Below are 16920 nucleotides of genomic sequence, written 5' to 3'. Positions count from 1 at the left end.
AAATGAATTCCGACCTTGGGTACCAATAACTTAGCGGGCATTCGCCATTTCGGCCCGCTGCCACTCCCAGAGTGCACTCCTAGTTTCTCAATTTGTTCGCGGTTCATTCCCGACGCTTCTGGGCGGCGCGACTCAGGGCCTTTCGGCTGGCCTTGCGACGGTAGAAGGCGACCATCTCGGCGGATTGGCCGGTGACGGCCTGGATCTCGGCATCGGTGGCGCCGGCCTCGGCCAGTTCGATGATGGCCAGCTTGCGCAGCCCGTGCAGGACATAGGGGCGGGCGCGTTCGCCCAGGTCGCTGCGCCAGGCACGGAACCGCTTTTCGACCGCGTCATAGCCCAGGGGCTGGGTGGCGTTCTTGGCCAGGATGTAATCCCCGCGCTCGGTGTAGCGGGACACGGATTTTTTCAGTGTGCGACACCGAAAGTTGCAGCAGGCGATTTCCGCTCATACCGTTGTCACGGTGAGCGTGTTGGTGTTGTCGACAGCGATCTTGCGCACGCCGCCGTCAGGGCGGCGCGTGATGATCCCGGCGCCATCCGTGAACAGCTCCAGATCGCCTGACGCCTTCAGCCGCATGGCCAGTCGGAAAACGCCGCTCTTGGCGTTGTAGATCTCGACCAGGCTGTCGCCGACACCGCCCGCATTGCCAGCCGACAGGATCAGCGTGTTGTCATCCTGCCCGCCGGTCCCGATCAGCAACCCCTTGGGCAGGTTGGCGCCGCTGGATGAGCGATCCAGATCCAGGAGCAGATCCAGAACCACCGCCGGGATTTCGGCGCTTTGCAGCCGCATCCCCTCGCCGCTGGTGGCGCGGAACAGGTGGTTGTAGAGCGGATAGGACCCCGATGACCGCAGCGGCTGGATGTTGTGATATTCGACGGGCGCTGTTGCACAAATCAGATGATGACCGCAGTTCCCCTTTCTCCGGACACACTTATCCCAGTGCCACGGTGACCGGGATGCCGAGGGCAGTGAAGCGGTTCATTACCGCCGCACGGATCTGAACTTCGGCAACCTTGCGGTCGAAGTCGCGGGACATCAGCTTCTGTCCGAGTAGCTTTACGCAGTTCATTTTCATTTCCACTCTGCTACGTCGGTGGTAGCCGCTCCAGTTCCGCCACAGCGCCCGGACAAGATGCTTTGACGTCCGCAGTATCTCGTTGCGCGCTCGGGCTCCTGCCGTGTCCGGCTTCCAGGGTCTCGCGTTGCGGCGGGGCGGAATGATTGCTGCCGCACCGCGGTCAGCGATGGCGTCGTGGCAGGCGCGCGTGTCGTAGGCACCGTCTGCTGTAACGGTGGCAATCTCCTGATCCGGGGGCAGCTGGGCAAGCAGGTCCGGCAGCATCGGCGCGTCGCCGACATTGCTGGAGGTGACCTCGACTGCCCGGATCTCCAGCGTTTCCTCATCGATCCCGAGGTGGAGCTTGCGCCAGACCCTTCGTTTCGAGCCGCCATGCTTGCGCGTGTGCCACTCGCCTTCGCCTTCCACCTTGATGCCGGTGCTGTCCACGAGCAGATGCAGCGGCCCCTTGGAACCGCGATACGGGATCGTCACGTTCAAGGTCTTCTGGCGACGTGACAGAGTGCTGAAGTCCGGCACGGACCAGCCGAGCCCGGACAGTTCGAGCAGGCTCGCCACGAAACCGGTCGCTTGGCGGAGCGGCAGCCCGAGGAGTGTCTTGAGGGTGAGGCAGGCCTGGATCGCAGCGTCGCTATAGGCCTGCTGACGGCCGCGACGCCCCGACGGAATGGCTTCCCAATGCATCGAGGGATCGAACCAAACGGTCAGTGATCCGCGCTGCCTCAGCGCCTGATTGTAGTTTTGCCAGTTGGTGGTCTTGTAGGTCGTCTTCGGAGGTCTGCTCATACCTTCCGGCTACTACATTGGATTCGCGAGGTGAATCCCTCGCCCCTTTGTGCAACAACGCCGACCTATGGCCTGGCCTACAAGGAAGAGGGGCAGCTGCTGAACGGCGATGGCACCGGGCAGAACCTGACCGGGATCCTGCCGCAGGCCTCGGCCTTTGCTGCAGCCTTCGTGCCGGAGGACCAGACCGCCATCGACACGCTGCGCCTGTCGATCCTGCAGGTGGCGCTGGCGGAATTCCCGGCCACCGGCATCGTGCTGAACCCGATCGACTGGGCGCGGATCGAGCTGACCAAGGATGCCCAGGGCCGGTACATCATCGGCAATCCGCAGGGCGTCATCGCGCCGACGCTGTGGAACCTGCCGGTGGTGGCGACCCAGGCCATGGCCGCCGACAGCTTCCTGACCGGGGCCTTCCAGCTGGGCGCCCAGGTCTTCGACCGCTGGGAAGCGCGCATCGAGACCGGCTACGAGAACGACGACTTCACGAAGAACCTGGTGACGATCCTGGCCGAGGAACGGCTGGCGCTGGCGGTCTACCGCCCCGAGGCCTTCGTGACCGGCGACCTCGGCTTCGTCGCCTGATGGACAGTGGGGGCCGATGGCCCCCGCCTCATGATCGGAGAGGCAGATGGAGACGTTCAAGGTGATGCGCCGTCCTATCGGGGACCGGACCTATGAAAAGGGCGATGAACGGCTGGCCGAGGCCAGCGACGTTGCGCATCTGGTGCGCGCGGGCACCCTGGTGGTCCCCGAGACCAAGGGGGATGCGCCGGAAGAGGTCAAGGCGCCGCGCCCGGATCGCGCGGGTGATGCCGGATGACCCCGGTTCGGATCACGGCGCCGGCCGCGCCCATCGTGCCGCTGGAGGATCTGAAGGCGCATCTGCGGGTCGATGATGCGGAAAGCGAACCGATCCTGACCGCGCTGGAGCTGTCGGCCGTGGCGCTGATGGACGGCTATCGCGGCATCCTCGGCCGCTGTATCGGGGAACAGGTCTGGCAGATCCGGGTGCCGCGGGCCGGGACCTGGACGCTGCCTTTGCCCGATGTCAGCGCGGTGACGGATGAAGAGGGCACCGCGTTGGACTGGCAGGACTGCGCCGGGATGGCGCGCGTCACCACCGGCGATGCCGCGACGCTGCGCTTCACCTGCGCGCTGCCCGAAGACCGGCTGGATCTGGTGAAGATCGCCATCAAGCTGCTGGTGGCGCATTGGTTCGACAACCCGGCGGCGGTTGCGGCCGGGGGGGGCGGCCGAGCTGCCCCTGGCCTTCGCCACGGTCATCGCGCCGCTGCGCTGGCGCTCCGCATGAGCGCCGCGGGACAGCTTGACCGGCGCATCCAGATCCTGCGGGCCGCGGTGATCGACGACGGCTTTACCGAGCGCCCGGGGGATTTCGAGGCCCACGGCACCCCGATCTGGTCGGGTCGCCAGGACGTCAGCGCAAGGGAGGCCGCGGCGGCCGGCACGCTTTATGCCCAGGTCACGGCTCGCTTCACCCTGCGCGCCAGCAGCTTCACCCGGGGCATCACGGCGCAGGACCGGATCCGCCACGACGGGCGCGACTGGTCCATCATCGGCATCCGCCAGCTTGACCGGCGGCGCTTCCTCGAAATCACCGCCACCGCGAGGATCGACACATGAAGGTGAAGGTTGAGGGCCTGAAGGACCTCGAACAGGCGCTGAACGAAATCGCCAAGAAATCCACCCGTAAGGCGGTGATGCGCCGGGCCATGGCCAAGGCGGCCGAACCGATGCGCGCGCTGGCCGAGCAGAAGGCGCCCGAGCGGACCGGCACGCTGAAGGGTGGGATGAAGATCAGCACGCGCTTCGTGGGCGAGGTCGGCAACGCGGCCTATGCCGCGACCCTGCGCAAGGGCGGCAGCAAGGCCGAGGCGGTCAAGGCCTCGATCGCGGCGCGGCGAGCGGGCAAGGCGGTGAACCCGGCGGTGGTGCTCTGGCGCGCAGCGAGGCACCGCAGAAGGGCGACATCGCGGTGCTGCGGTGCGTCGATGCGGGGCGGGCGGTCTCGGTCGGCGGGATCTGCCTTGGCTCCGCCTGGGCGATGAAGACGGAAGGGGCGCGCGGCGGCGGGGTGCACACCCGCGATGCGGCGCTGGTCGAGGTTATCGCAGCATGGGGTATGAACTATGTCGATCCGTAAGGGGTTGATCCTGGCGCTGCTGCTTGGGACGACTGCGATCCCGGCCCCGGCGCACGCGGATCCCGTAACGGGCTTCGTGGCCCTGGCCTATGCGGCCTCCAGCGCCGCGACGCTCTATGCCGGGTACATCGGCAGCGCGGCGCTGGCGACGGCGGCCATCGCCACGACGAACTTCCTCGGCCAGGCGCTGCTGGCGCAGGGGCTGGCCTATGTGGCGGGCAAGCTGACGGCGAAGACCAGCAACCCCTATGCCAGCACCCTGCAGAACTATGCCCAGCCGATCAGCTACATGCAGCGCGGCTACGGTACCGTACGGGCGGGCGGGGTCTTTGGTTACACCGGGTTCAAGGACAACCGGCGCCATTACACCATCCTGGTGGCGGCGCATTCGACGGCGGGGCCGGTGACGCAGTACCTCTCGGACCGCGAGGTCGAGATCGATGCCGCGGGCAATGTCACCACCGACGCCATGGCGGGCTATGGCAATATCCGCCCCTTTACCGGCCAGGCCGGGCAGGCGGCCGATGCGGTGCTGATGGGGGCTTTCCCGGAGATCACCGACGCCTTCGACTTTGCGCAGCTCTCCGGCGCGCATCTCTGGGCCCGGCGGGTGAAGGTCTCGGATCTGACGACGGTCTATCCCGATGGCGACATCTGGGCCTATGCGCCGGTCTGGAAGATGAACGACCAGATCCTTGATCCGCGCGACGGCACGGCCAAATGGGCCGATAACCTCGCGCTCTGCTTCGCCCATGAGATCGTCCATTACCTGGGCGCCGGGGTGGATTGGGATGAGGTGGCCGAGGAGGCCGAGGCCTGCGACGTCCTGGTGACCAATGCCGAAGGCACCACGCAGCGCAAATGGACCTTCAACCGGACCTATACCGACGATGCCGCCTGGGACGACATCTGCGCCGAGGTCATCGCGGCGGGGGATTGCTTCGTCTACGAGCGGCCCGACGGCAAGGTCGGCTTCAAGGTCGGGCGCTGGATTGATCCGGAGGTGACGCTGGAAGCGGGGGATTTCCTGAGCCTGACGCTGGAGGCGGGCGCGGATCTGGGGGCCAACAGCCAATATACGGTCAAGTATGTCGAGCCGCTGAACCGCTACCAGGAAACGCCCTCGGGCGTCTGGGTGCAGGACGCGACCGCGCCGCGCGTGGCCTCGGAGCTGCAGGTCTATCCGATCACCTCGCACAACCAGGCCAGCCGCATCAACAAGCGCCGCGCCCTGGTCGAGCATGCGCAATGGTCGCTGAGCGGGACGGTCAAGCTGATTGGCTTCGAGCTGATCGGCCAGCGGGTCTTTCGCGTGGTGCACCCGGAGCTGGAGCTGGATGCGGTCTTCGAGATCGGCAAGCTGCAGATCAACGAGGACGGGCTGACCTTCGACATCGAGGCGCGCTCTGTGACCGAGGCCGACTTTGCCTTCGATGCCGCCACCGAGGAACCGCAGCGGCCCGCCTATGCCGAGGTCCAGAGCGACGATAGCGTGGCGGATCAGACCGGCTTCGCAGGCGCGGTGCTGACGGGCAATGGCGCGGCCGCGATCCGCTGGAGCTGGGACGCGGCCGATGCCAGCCTGCACCAGCAGGTGCGGATCATGTCCTCGGATGCGGGCGTGGACTGGCAGATCTACACCTTCACCGAAGGTCAGACCAGCTGGGTGGCGACCGGCCTGATCGATGGCGCGCAGTATCAGGCGCAGGTGCGCAACCAGACCGGGGCCGGCCGCGTCGGGGACTGGTTCCCCGAGGTGCCCGTGGCGGTGACGGCCATCGCCAATACCACCGCGCCCGGGGCGATCTCGGGCTTCGATGCGGTGGCGGATGGATCGGACGTGGCGCTGTCCTGGACGGCGCCGAACGATGCCAATTACTTCGCCACCCGGATCTGGCGGGCGCGCTATGACGAAGCCACCACGCCGGACTTCACGGAGGCCTCGGCCATCCATGTGGAATACGGCACCGCGAGCGTCGCCGATGCCTTCACCGATCCCGGCCCCGGCGCCGGGGCACAGTATTACTGGGCCGAGGCGATCAACCGCTCGGGGCTGGCGGGGACGCGGGCCGGGCCGGTCCAGGTCCTTATCTCGTAAACGGAGGCCGTCATGGCTGTATCGCAAACCCGGGTCACCGGCCCCGTCGTGCTGCCCGATGGCAGCGCCGCGACCACCGGGCAGGTGGTCTTTACCCTGCGCGGCTGGGACAAGGAGGGCGCCGCGTTGGTGATGCATGGCCCGGTCATGGCTCCGATCACCGAGGGCGCCATCGACGTGACGCTGTTCCGCACCGCCTCGGGCGCGGCGGGCACGCCCTATGACGTCTCTTACGTCTGGTGGGACGAGATGGGCGAGCTGCGCGGCCTGTCCATCGGTCCGATTGCGCTCTCGGGCGCGGGGCCCTTCAGCCTGGCCGAGCTGCTGGCCACGTCCTACGCCCCCTCGACCCAACCCGACGCGCTGGCGCAGGCGCTGGCGGCGGCGCAGGCGGCCACGGCGGATGCCACGGCGGCGGCGCTGGCCGCGACCCAGGCGGCGCTCTACGAAGGCGTCTGGCAGGATGATGTCGCCGCGATCCTGGCGGATACGGCGATGACCTACGCGACCGGATCGGCGGGCCAGGTCAGCCCGGGCCAATATGTGCGGACCCGCAAGGAGGGCCACAGCTTCCTGGTCCTGCCGCTGGGCAGCGCGGCCTTCGACCCGGCCAGCGCCCCGGAGGGCTACAACCTGGCAAGCCCGGGCGGCGTGCTGCTGTTCTTCGTGCGCCCCGCCTCGGGGCGGGTGGCGGCCAGCGCCTTCGGGGCCCTGGGCGACGGCGTGACCGACGACATCGCCGCGCTGGAGGCCTGGGCCGCCTATATCGCCTGCTACGGCTGCACCGGCCTGCTGGAGAACGTCACCTATCTGGTCAGCCGCACGCTGCGGGTGCTCGGCACCTGCGGCATCGAGGGCGGCGAGCGGACGCTGCTGAAGGCCACCGCCGGTTTTGCGGTGGATTACACCGATCCGGTCAGCGGCAGCTATGGGGTGGGCGTGATGACCGGGCTGGCGCCGGTGCTGATGGTGGACGGGCGGCCCGATGCGGTCGAGGGCAACCCGACGCGGATCCCGCATACCTTTGACATCGCGGTGGATGGCAGCGGCGTGGCGCCGGTCGGGGCGCTGTTCTGCGGCATCCTGCCGGTGCGCACCCGGGGCATCCGGGTGGGCGTGCCAGCAGGCGGCGAAGAGGGCCGCGCCTTCGTCCAGTTCGGCCCACATCTGGGCGCGGGTCTTGCCGCGCGGCGGGACATGCAGCCAGCGGACACCGCTGTTGCAGAGCCTTGTGCAGGGCGGGTGCATGACGGCCATCAGGTCCCAGCCGTCGTTCAGGTGGTCGCGGATGTCGCCGGTGATGTGGCGGTTGCTGCCGTCTTCTGAAGACAGGAGGTCGCAGGACCAGACATCATGGCCACGGGCCGCAAAGGCGCGACGCATGATTCCGCTGGTCTCGCAACCGATGAGGATGCGAAGGGATTGCCGAGCTGAACCATGTCGTGCATGGCAAGCGGTCCGAGAAGCTGAGCGATGATGCCCGGCAGCTGGCCTTTGAGGGCGAGCCGTTGTCGCGCCATTGGTCCGAGCGACAAAGGCGAGCGAAACCGCCGTCGCCGAGGGCGAGACCCGCAAGGAGCAACCACGGCGCCGCGCCGGTCACGACAGCGCAACCTCGGCCATCTGCCTGCGGGCTTGCCACGCATCGAGCGTGTGATTGATCCAGCCAGCCTCGATTGGTCGCCATTGTCGCGCCATCGGTCCGAGCGACGATGGCGACGCGGCTGCGGCCGCATGCATCGGATTGGCGAGGACCGCACCGAGCGCCTCGACATCATCCCGGCGCAGCTTCGTGTGCTGGTCGACATCCAGCCGAAGTATGCCTGCCGTACCTGCTCGGATGGGCTCACCCAGGCGGTCGCCGCGGACGCCAGTATCATCCAGGCTGACGCGAACCGGCAGAACTCCACGCCGAAGTCGGACTGGTGCCCCGCCAGCATCGATCCCGAAGACGCGCCTCAGCATGCAGGCCGGGCCGCAGCCCGGATGGTCGATCCGGGGAGCGGCCCTTTGACGTGAAGACTGTGTTCAGTGCCCCCATCGCATCGAGATCGGATCGAGCGGGCGCAACAGCCCCAGCAGCTCGGCCCGGGTTTCGGGGGGCAGGGGGGGCACCGGATGGCGGCAGAAATCCGATCCGAAGACCCGGCCCTCGACCATTGCGGCCTTGGCGGCGCGGAAGCCGCATTGCCGGTTCTCGTGTTGCACGGCGGGCAGCAGGCGGCCATAGCCCGCCACGGCGCGGTCGCGATCACCGCTGCGATGCGCCAGCACCACCGCGCGGATATGTTCAGTCACCATGGCCGAACACATCGTCGCCACCGCCCCGGCATCCAGATCGGCCAGCATGGTGACGCCTTCCTCGCCGTCCATCGGGCTGACCACAGCCGGTCCGCCCTGCGCGATCAACCCGCGCAGCTTGACCGCGGCGCCGGTGCATTCGATCTTGAAATGCTGGACCATCTCGATCTCGCGCGCCATGCGGGCCAGCAGATCGACCGGCAGATCGACCCCGGACAGCGGCGCATCCTGCACCACGATGGGGATGCCTATCTCGCCCACGCGGGCGAATTGCGCATAGGTCTGTTCGGCCGTGCCCTTCATCAGCGCCCCGTGATAGGGCGCCATCATCATCACCGATCCCGCGCCGCACGCCTTGGCCAGCCGGGCGCGCTCGACCACGATGGGCGTGGCGTAATGCGAAATCGTCACCATCACCGGGATCCGGCCCGCGACATGCTCCAGCGACAGCCGTGTCAGGGTCTCGCGCTCGGCATCCGAGATCAGGAACTGCTCCGAGAAATTCGCCAGGATGCAGACGCCGTCCGCCCCCTGGTCGATGATGCAATCCAGCACCCGGCGCATCCCCGGCAGATCGAGCTGCCCATCGGCCAGGAAGGGGGTGGGCGCAACGGGCCAGGCGCCGGTCAGTTGGGTGGTCATGCTCAGTCCTCGATGCGGAAATGCTGCAGGTGCTTGTCGCTGATCGAGATCCCGAGGCCCGGCTTGTCGTCGTCGAGCTGCAGGAAGCCGTCGACCGCATCCGGGTCGCCCTCGAAGATGTAGTAGAACAGCTCGTTTCCGACCTCGACATCGAAGACCGGGAAATATTCCGAGATCAGGCAGTTCGCATTGGCCATCGTCAGGTGGTAATTGTGCATCTGCCCGGCATGGGGGATGACCGGCACCTGGAAGGCCTCGGCGATGGCGTTGATCTTCTGGGCGGCGGTGATGCCGCCGACGCGGTTGGTGTCGTATTGCAGCACCGAAACCGCCTTGCGCGCGATCAGATCTTTGCAGCCGATGACCGAGAACTCGTGCTCGCCGCCCGAGATCGGCACGATGTTCATCGCGTTCAGCTCGGCATAGCCTGCGACGTCATCGGCGATCACCGGCTCTTCCAGCCAGCGGGGTTCGTATGGCGCCAGCTTCGGCAGCATCCGCCGGGTGTAGTCCAGCGTCCAGCCCATGTAGCATTCCAGCATCAGGTCGGCGTCATAGCCGATCACCTCGCGCACGGCTGCGACGCGGCGCAGGTTCTCGCGCATCCCGGCCATGCCGTCCTTGGGGCCCCAGCCGAAGCGCATCTTGTAGGCCTGATAGCCGTTCTTTCTGGCCGCCTCGGCCTCGGCCTGCATCGCCTCGACGGGGCCGGAATAGAGCTTGGAGTAATAGACCGGGATCTTTTCCTTGGTGCGCCCGCCCAGCAGCTTGAAGACCGGCTTGCCCACCAGCTTGCCCATCAGGTCCCAGATGGCGATGTCGATGGCCGAGATCGCCGTCATCCCGATGCCCTTGCGGCCCCAGGCATGGCTGCGCCGGTACATCTTTTCCCAGATATAGGCGTAGTCGAAGGGATCCTCGCCGATGACGAGGGGGGCGAACCAGTCGTCGATCGCCTTCTTGACCAGCGCGGGCGCCAGGGCCGCGTTGCCGATGCCCACGGTGCCGTCATCGGTCTCGATCTCGACGGTCAGCCACTGGTGGAAGCGGAAGCTGTCCATCGCATCGCCGCCGCGGTGGATGATGTCCGAGGCATTGGTGCAGAAATGCCCGGCGGGCGGCACGGTGGGGCCGGTCCATGTCCAGACGCGGGCACGGACGGATTTGATCTTGGTCATGGGATACCTTTCTGGTGCGGGTCCGGGCCTGGGGCCGGGGCAGACAGGGCTGACGGCCGGGCGCCGCGGTGGGGCGGCGCCCGGGGGGGATGCGTGGGAAGGGGGGGCGGTGCCCCCGAGGGGGGCAAGGAGGTCAGGCGGCGGGTTTCGCCCGTTCGGCCGCCATGGTCAGGGCCAGATCCTCGATCATGTCCTCCTGACCGCCGACCATGCCGCGCCGCCCCAGTTCCAGCAGCAGGTCGCGCGCGGGCACGCCATAGCGCGCCTCGGCCCGTTCGGCGAACAGCAGGAACGAACTGTAGACCCCCGCATAGCCCAGGATGAGCGAGCTGCGGTCAACCCGCACGGGGCGCTGCATCATCGGCAGGATCAGCTCTTCGGCGGCGTCCATCAGCGCGAACAGATCGGTGCCGGTGTCGGCGCCCATCCGTTCGAAGACCGCGGCCAGGACCTCGGTCGCGGCATTGCCCGCGCCTGCGCCCAGCCCCGCCAGCGCGCCGTCGATGCGGTTCGCCCCGGCCTCGACCGCGGCGACGGAATTGGCGATCCCCATCCCGAGGTTGTTGTGGCCGTGAAAGCCCAGCTCGGTCTCGGGGGAAAGGGCGTCGCGCAGCGCCCCGATCCGTGCGGTCACGTCGGCGGGCAGCATGTAGCCGGCGGAATCGGTGCAATAGACGCAGCCCGCGCCGTAGCTTTCCATCCTCAGCGCCTCGGCCACCAGCCGGTCCACATCGGCGCGATGCGCCATCATCAGGAAGCCCACCGTATCCAGCCCGGCCTTGCGGGCGAAACCGATGTGCTGTTCGGCGGTGTCGGCCTCGGTGCAATGGGTGGCGACGCGCACGCCCGAGATCCCGGCATCCATCGCCGCGCGCAGGTCGTCGACGGTGCCGATGCCGGGGATCAGCAGCGCCGAGATCCGCGTGTGGCGCACCGCGTCGCGCACCGCGCGGATATAGTCCGGGTCGCTTTCCGCACCAAAGCCGTAATTGACCGAGCCGCCGCCCAGGCCATCGCCATGGGTGACTTCGATCCAGGGCAGCCGGCCGCGGTCGGCGGCCTGCGCCACCGCCACCATCTGCGCCTTGCTGATCTGGTGGCGCATCGGGTGCATCCCGTCACGCAGGCTCATTTCATGCAGGGTGATCTTGCGGTTCTCGATGGTCATGGGGGGGCTCCTCAGGCGGCGCGGGCGGGCAGGGTGACGACGCCTGCCGCCACGTCGCGGGCAAAGGTTTCGGCGGTGCGCAGCGCGGCCGAGGTCATGATGTCCAGGTTGCCGGCATATTTGGGCAGGAAGTCCCCCAGGCCCTCGACCTCGACATAGATCGAGACGCGGTTGCCGTCGAAGACCGGCCCGTTCACCAGCCGGTAGCCCGGCACATAGGTCTGCACCTCGCGGACCATGGCCGCGACCGAGGCACGGATGGCGTCCTGATCGGGCGTGCCTTCGGTCAGGCAGTGGATGGTGTCGCGCATCAGCAGGGGGGGCTCGGCGGGGTTGACGATGATGATCGCCTTGCCGCGTTTCGCGCCGCCCACGCGCTCGATCGCGCCGGCGGTGGTGCGGGTGAATTCGTCGATGTTCTTGCGCGTCCCCGGCCCGATGGATTTCGAGGCGACGGCGGCGACGATCTCGGCATAGGCGACGGGCTGCACGGACGAAACCGCGGCCACCATCGGAATGGTCGCCTGGCCACCGCAGGTCACCATGTTGACGTTCATTTCCAGACGGCGGGCATGGTCGGCCATGTTGACCGGCGGCACGCAGTAGGGGCCGATGGCGGCGGGGGTCAGATCGACCATCAGCACCCCCAGATCATTCAGCTTGCGCGAGTTCTCGGCATGGACATAGGCCGAGGTCGCGTCGAAGGCGATGCGGATGTCATCGGCCAGCACATGCGGCAGCAGCCCGTCGACACCTTCGGCGGTGGTCTTCATCCCCATCGCCTGCGCGCGCGCCAGCCCTTCCGAGGTGGGGTCGATCCCGACCATCCAGACCGGTTCGATCCAGGCAGAGCGTTGCATCTTCATCAGCAGGTCGGTGCCGATGTTTCCGGGGCCGATCAAGGCCGCCCGAAGTTTGCGTTCCATGGTAGAACCTCTTGAATTACATTCCGAAAAGGGATGGCAGCCAAAGCGACAGCGCCGGGATGTAGGTGATCACCAGCAGCAGGATCAGCAGCAGCACCAGCGGCCGCATGGCGCCCTTGACCACCTCGGTCAGAGAGATCTGCGCGATCCGCGAGGCGACGAACAGGTTGACGCCCACCGGCGGCGTCACCATCCCGATTGCCAGGTTGACGATCATGACGATGCCGAAATGCTCGGGGCTGATGCCGACGGCGGTGACCAGCGGCAGCAGGATCGGCGTCATGATGATGATCGCGGCCAGCGTCTCCATGAAGGTGCCGATGATCAGCAGCAGGACATTCAGCAGCAGCATCAGCAGCAGCGGGCTGCTGACGGTCGAGGTGACCAGATCCGCCAGCATCACCGGGATCCGCTCGATCGCCAGGACCCGGCCAAAGATGGTGGCGGTGCCGACGATCAGCATCACCGTCGCGGTGGTCAGGGCGGCACTGGCAAACAGCTTGTACAGCTGGGCCCATTTCAGCTCGCGGTAGACGAAGAGGCCGATCAGCAGCCCGTAGGCCACGCCGATGGCCGCGGCCTCGGTCGGGGTGAAGACGCCGCCGTAGATGCCGCCCAGGATGATGACGGGCACCAGCAGCGCCCATTTCGCATCCCACAGGATGTCGCGGGCCTGGCGCGGGGTGATGCGTTCGGCCTGCGGCACCTGGCCTTCCTTGCGCGATTGCCACCAGGCGTAGACGATCAGCGCGACGCCGATCAGCAAGCCCGGGATGATCCCCGCCATGAACATCTTGGTGACCGAGACATTGGCCGATGTCGCGTAGATCACCATCGGGATGCTGGGCGGGATGATCACGCCCAGGCTGCCGGCCGAGGCCACCAGCCCGGCCGAGAACGCCGGCCGGTAGCCTTCGCGTGCCATCGCCGGAAACAGGATCGCGCCGATCGCCGCGACCGTCGCCGGCCCCGAGCCCGAGATCGCGGCGAAGAACACGCAGGTCGCCACCGCGATGATGGCGAGCCCGCCGCTGTAGCGCCCGAAAAAGATCTTGCCGGTGTTCAGCAGCCGTTGCGACAGGCCGCCCTGGCCCATCAGCTCCCCGGACAGGATGAAGAAGGGGACGGCCATCAGCGGAAAGCTGTCGATGGCGGTGACCAGGCCCTGCGGCACGAAGTTGATCCCCACCTTCCCCGAGATCACCAGCGCCGCGGTCGAGGCCAGCCCCAGCGAGATCGCAATCGGCGTGCCGACCGCCAGCAACAGCCCGAAGAGGCCGAAAAGCGACAGCGAGATCATGACGGGCTTCCTTCGGTGGCGGCGGGCTCGGCCGCGGTTTCGCGGCCAAGGGCGCGGATGTCGGCCCACAGGTTCTGGATCAGCCGGATCAGCACCAGGAAGAAGCCGCTGACGGGGGCCAGGTAGACCCAGGCCATCGGGATGCCGAGGGACGAGGATTTCTGGCCGAAGCGCAGCAGCTTTTGCACCAGGAACCAGCCCTGCCAGACCACCAGGATGGCAAAGACGCCGGTCAGCAGGGTGGCCAGGATGCGGAACCAGGGGTGGAAGCGCGGCGGCAGCAGGTCGACCGCGGCGGTCACGTTGACATGGGCACCGTGCTTCACCCCGTAGGACACGCCCAGATAGGTCATCCAGACAAAGCAGTAGCGCGAGGCCTCGTCCGACCAGGTCAGCGAAGCGGAAAAGACATAGCGCATGATGACCTGCATCACGATCAGCACGCTCATCGCGGCCAGCAGCAGGACGACGAGCGCCTCTTCGACATGTTCATCGAGAAATTTCATCGGACATCCTTTCGGGCAGGACCGGGGCCTCGACCGCCTTCGGAACAAGGCAGGAGGTCACGCCGGGATCCGGGGAAGGAGGCGCCCGCCGCAGGGGGGGGGCGGACGCCGGGATGACGGGTTACTCTTCCTGGGCAGTGGCGATCACGCGGTTCACCAGATCCGCCCCCGCCTTCTTGCGCACCAGATCGTAGATCGGGCCCATCTTGTCCGAGAACTGCTTGATCTCTTCCGGGGTCAGATCGGTGATCGTCACCTGGGGCATCGCGGCAATGGCCTTTTCATCGGCCTCGACCGCCATGGCGCGCTGGTCCCTGGTGGTTTCGGCCACTGCATCCAGGAAGATCTTGCGGTCGCCCTCCGACAGCTTGGCCAGGCTGTCGGGGTTCATCAGCAGCACCCAGGCGCCATACAGGTGGTTGGTGCGGGTGATGTACTTTTGGACCTCGTAGAACTTCATGTCGTAGAACAGGTTGATCGGGCCCTCCTGGGCGTCGAAGGTCCCCTGTTGCAGGGCGGTGAACAGCTCCGAGAAGGCCAGCGGAGAGGGGTTGGCGCCGATCTCGCGCCAGGCGGCGATATGGACCTCGTTTTCCATGGTGCGCATCTTCATCCCCGCAAGGTCGGCGGGGGTGTGGATCTCGTGCTTGGAATTGGTCAGCTGGCGAAAGCCGTTTTCCCAGAAGGCCAGGCCCACCAGCCCGACATTTTGCAGCCCGCCCAGCAGCTGCTGGCCGATGTCGCCATCCAGAACGCGGAACACCTCGTCGCGGTTGCGGAACACGAAGGGCAGGTCGAGGGCGAAGAAATCCTTGTCGAAGCTCGCCACCGGCGCGGTCGAGACGAAGGCCATGTCAAGGTTGCCCAGCTGGATCGACTCGATCTGCTCGCGTTCGCCGCCAAGCTGGCTGTTGGGGAAGATCTGCAGCCCCATCCGGCCGTCGGTCCGCTCCTGCAGGCGCTGGTTCAGCAGTTCCAGCGCATGTTGCCCGGTGCTGGTCGTCGAGGACGAATGCCCCACCCGCAGCAGGATCTGCGGATCGGCCGAAGCCGGGCCCGCCATCAGTCCGGCGCCTGCCATCAGGCCAGCCGCCATCGCACCGCGCATCAGCGCGGAGAGCTTTTCGAAACGCATGGGGTCTCCTCCCTGAACAAGAACCCGTTCCCCGCCCGATGCAGATCGGGTGGCGGTCCGGGACGGCGGATCGGCTCCCTACCGATACACACTGTCATTCAGGGCTAGTAATTTCCGCTCAATTTGTCAAATACTAGATTTACTTTGCAACATATGAGAAATTGCACAGGCGATTTCAGGGAAGGAGCATCCGGTGTCCGGGCAGCAATCGACATTGACCGATATGGCAAGCGCAGGGGGCCTGCTGGCCGGGCTGCGGGCCTTGCCGGGCGCAGAGACCCTGCGCGCGGGCGACCAGCTGGATCTGGCGGCCTTGCGCGACTGGAGCGGCGAACAGGGCGGCCGACCGCTGGCCCATGTCGCGCCGCGCTCGGCCGCCGAGCTTTCGGCGATCCTGCGCTACTGCTGCGCCCATGGCATCCCGGTGGTGCCGCAGGGAGGGCTGAGCGGCCTTGCCGGGGGCGCTGTCGCCTCGGAGGGCTGCCTGCTGGTGTCCTTGTCCCGGATGGCCGACATCGAGGAGGTGGACCTGGCCTCGGGGCTGATGACCGTGCAGGCGGGCGTGCCGCTGCAAATTGTGCAGCAGCGCGCAGCCGAAGCGGGGATGTTCTTTGCGCTGGATCTGGGGGCGCGCGGATCGTGCCAGATCGGCGGGGCCATCGCGACCAACGCGGGCGGCAACCGGGTGCTGCGCTATGGCATGATGCGCGATCTGGTGCTGGGGCTGGAGGTCGTGCTTATGGATGGCACGGTTCTGGACATGATGAACCGGATGCCCAAGAACAACGCGGCGATGGATCTGAAACCGCTGTTCATCGGTTCGGAAGGGACGATGGGGATCATCACCCGCGCCATCATCAGGCTGCATCCCGGGGTGGCGGGGGCCAATGCGGCGCTGGTCGCGGTGCCGGGCTTTGACGCGGCGCTGGCGCTGCTGCGGATGGCGCAGCGAACGCTCAGCAGCCGGGTGTCGGCCTTTGAGCTGATGTGGAACGACTACTACCGCGCCGCCGCCGAGCAGGGCGGGCTGCGGGCGCCGCTGGCCCCGGACCATCCCGTCTACGTGCTGATCGAGATGCTGGGCCCCGACCCCGAGGCCGACCGCCCCACCTTCGAGGCGATGCTGGAAACCGCCTTCGAGGCGGGGCTGCTACTGGATGCAGTGGTGGCGCAGAACGCACGCGAGGTCGACAGCTTCTGGGCGCTGCGCGATGCGATTTCAGAGCTTCTGATCCATTATAAGCCGAAGATCAGCTTCGATGTCTCGGTGCCGCTGGCGCGTCTGGGGGATTGCGTGACGCAGATGCGCGCGGCGCTGGATGCGGCCTTTCCCGGTTTGGTGCAGCTGTATTTCGGCCATGCGGGCGACAGCAACCTGCACCTTGTCACCGGCCACATGGACCGCTACGGCGCCTCGGAACGGGCCGTGGAAACCATCGTCTACGGCATCGTGCGCGACTTCGGCGGATCGGTCTCGGCCGAGCATGGCATCGGGTTGCACAAGAAGCCCTGGCTGTCCTACAGCCGCCGCCCCGAGGAGCTGGCGCTGCTGCGCAGCCTGAAGGCGACGCTGGATCCGAAGGGGCTGCTGAACCCCGGCAAGGTTCTGTAGGGGCAGCGGCAGGGGG

General features: G+C 67.1%; 16 protein-coding genes and 3 pseudogenes. 8 read left to right on the top strand and 11 right to left on the bottom strand.

All coding sequences use genetic code 11. The features are described 5' to 3' along the window. Positions 1–103: 103 nt before the first annotated feature. The 3 genes from AC2ITM_RS17730 to AC2ITM_RS17720 all read right to left on the bottom strand — a co-directional run bounded on the left by AC2ITM_RS17730 (position 104) and on the right by AC2ITM_RS17720 (position 1871). Entirely contained in the window at positions 104–400 is a 297-nt protein-coding gene (locus AC2ITM_RS17730) for a tyrosine-type recombinase/integrase (protein ID WP_486469462.1), read from the bottom strand. 48 nt (positions 401–448) lie between these two features. Then, the gene (locus tag AC2ITM_RS17725) at positions 449–796 is read right to left on the bottom strand and encodes a hypothetical protein (protein ID WP_486469762.1); all 348 of its coding nucleotides are present in this window, start codon (positions 794–796) and stop codon (positions 449–451) included. A 142-nt stretch (positions 797–938) separates the two neighbouring features. Beyond that, positions 939–1871 carry an IS5 family transposase gene (locus tag AC2ITM_RS17720; protein WP_486469761.1) on the bottom strand — a complete coding sequence of 311 codons (933 nt, stop codon included), beginning with the start codon at positions 1869–1871 and terminating at the stop codon, positions 939–941. Between the two features lie 66 nt (positions 1872–1937). Here AC2ITM_RS17720 and AC2ITM_RS17715 point away from each other — a divergent pair. The 5 genes and pseudogenes from AC2ITM_RS17715 to AC2ITM_RS17695 all read left to right on the top strand — a co-directional run. Then, positions 1938–2456 (top strand): annotated as a pseudogene (locus AC2ITM_RS17715) (phage major capsid protein); the annotation flags it as partial. A gap of 46 nt (positions 2457–2502) precedes the next feature. Continuing rightward, a complete protein-coding gene (locus AC2ITM_RS17710; protein ID WP_486469760.1) occupies positions 2503–2694 on the top strand; it encodes a hypothetical protein in 192 nt (63 codons plus the stop codon). Next, positions 2691–3518, top strand: coding sequence for a phage head completion protein (locus AC2ITM_RS17705; protein ID WP_486469759.1), 828 nt, complete (start codon positions 2691–2693; stop codon positions 3516–3518). Before AC2ITM_RS17710 ends, AC2ITM_RS17705 begins: the two co-directional genes overlap by 4 nt. Further along, entirely contained in the window at positions 3515–3943 is a 429-nt protein-coding gene (locus AC2ITM_RS17700; protein WP_486469758.1) for an HK97 gp10 family phage protein, read from the top strand. Before AC2ITM_RS17705 ends, AC2ITM_RS17700 begins: the two co-directional genes overlap by 4 nt. Positions 3944–4024: 81 nt before the next feature. Further along, positions 4025–6136 (top strand): phage tail protein, encoded by a 2112-nt coding sequence (locus tag AC2ITM_RS17695; protein ID WP_486469757.1) that lies wholly within the window; start codon positions 4025–4027, stop codon positions 6134–6136. A 1191-nt stretch (positions 6137–7327) separates the two neighbouring features. On the opposite strand, the pseudogene AC2ITM_RS17690 reads toward AC2ITM_RS17695, so the two are convergent. Continuing rightward, a pseudogene (locus AC2ITM_RS17690) lies at positions 7328–7519 on the bottom strand (hypothetical protein); the annotation flags it as partial. Between the two features lie 59 nt (positions 7520–7578). Between AC2ITM_RS17690 and AC2ITM_RS17685 the strand changes: the two are divergent. Then, positions 7579–7797: a hypothetical protein gene (locus AC2ITM_RS17685; RefSeq protein ID WP_486469756.1), complete on the top strand. Its 219-nt coding sequence runs from the start codon at positions 7579–7581 to the stop codon at positions 7795–7797. After that, positions 7712–8005, top strand: a pseudogene (locus tag AC2ITM_RS17680) (IS66 family transposase zinc-finger binding domain-containing protein); the annotation flags it as partial. The gene AC2ITM_RS17685 and the pseudogene AC2ITM_RS17680, both read left to right, overlap by 86 nt. A gap of 159 nt (positions 8006–8164) precedes the next feature. Here AC2ITM_RS17680 and AC2ITM_RS17675 read toward each other — a convergent pair. From AC2ITM_RS17675 to AC2ITM_RS17645, 7 genes are all read right to left on the bottom strand, one after another. After that, on the bottom strand, positions 8165–9079 hold the full coding sequence (locus AC2ITM_RS17675) for a dihydrodipicolinate synthase family protein (RefSeq protein WP_486469755.1): 915 nt from the start codon (positions 9077–9079) through the stop codon (positions 8165–8167). Positions 9080–9081: 2 nt separating this feature from the next. Next, on the bottom strand, positions 9082–10257 hold the full coding sequence (locus AC2ITM_RS17670) for an L-rhamnonate dehydratase (RefSeq protein WP_486469754.1): 1176 nt from the start codon (positions 10255–10257) through the stop codon (positions 9082–9084). A gap of 133 nt (positions 10258–10390) precedes the next feature. Then, complete coding sequence (dmpG, locus tag AC2ITM_RS17665) at positions 10391–11425, bottom strand: 4-hydroxy-2-oxovalerate aldolase (RefSeq protein ID WP_486469753.1); 1035 nt, start codon at positions 11423–11425, stop codon at positions 10391–10393. Positions 11426–11436: 11 nt separating this feature from the next. Next, positions 11437–12351 (bottom strand): acetaldehyde dehydrogenase (acetylating), encoded by a 915-nt coding sequence (locus tag AC2ITM_RS17660; protein WP_486469752.1) that lies wholly within the window; start codon positions 12349–12351, stop codon positions 11437–11439. Between the two features lie 16 nt (positions 12352–12367). After that, positions 12368–13651 carry a TRAP transporter large permease gene (locus AC2ITM_RS17655; protein WP_486469751.1) on the bottom strand — a complete coding sequence of 428 codons (1284 nt, stop codon included), beginning with the start codon at positions 13649–13651 and terminating at the stop codon, positions 12368–12370. After that, positions 13648–14157, bottom strand: a complete 510-nt coding sequence (locus AC2ITM_RS17650) for a TRAP transporter small permease (RefSeq protein WP_486469750.1) — start codon at positions 14155–14157, stop codon at positions 13648–13650. Before AC2ITM_RS17650 ends, AC2ITM_RS17655 begins: the two co-directional genes overlap by 4 nt. Before the next feature lie 121 nt (positions 14158–14278). Beyond that, positions 14279–15292, bottom strand: coding sequence for a TRAP transporter substrate-binding protein (locus tag AC2ITM_RS17645; protein WP_486469749.1), 1014 nt, complete (start codon positions 15290–15292; stop codon positions 14279–14281). Between the two features lie 223 nt (positions 15293–15515). On the opposite strand from AC2ITM_RS17645, the gene AC2ITM_RS17640 reads away from it, so the two are divergent. Then, positions 15516–16904, top strand: coding sequence for an FAD-binding oxidoreductase (locus tag AC2ITM_RS17640; protein ID WP_486469765.1), 1389 nt, complete (start codon positions 15516–15518; stop codon positions 16902–16904). Positions 16905–16920: the final 16 nt, after the last annotated feature.

It is taken from the genome of Pseudooceanicola sp. NS-SX9 (assembly GCF_057380705.1).
This window is presented reverse-complemented; position numbering and strand designations above follow the sequence as displayed.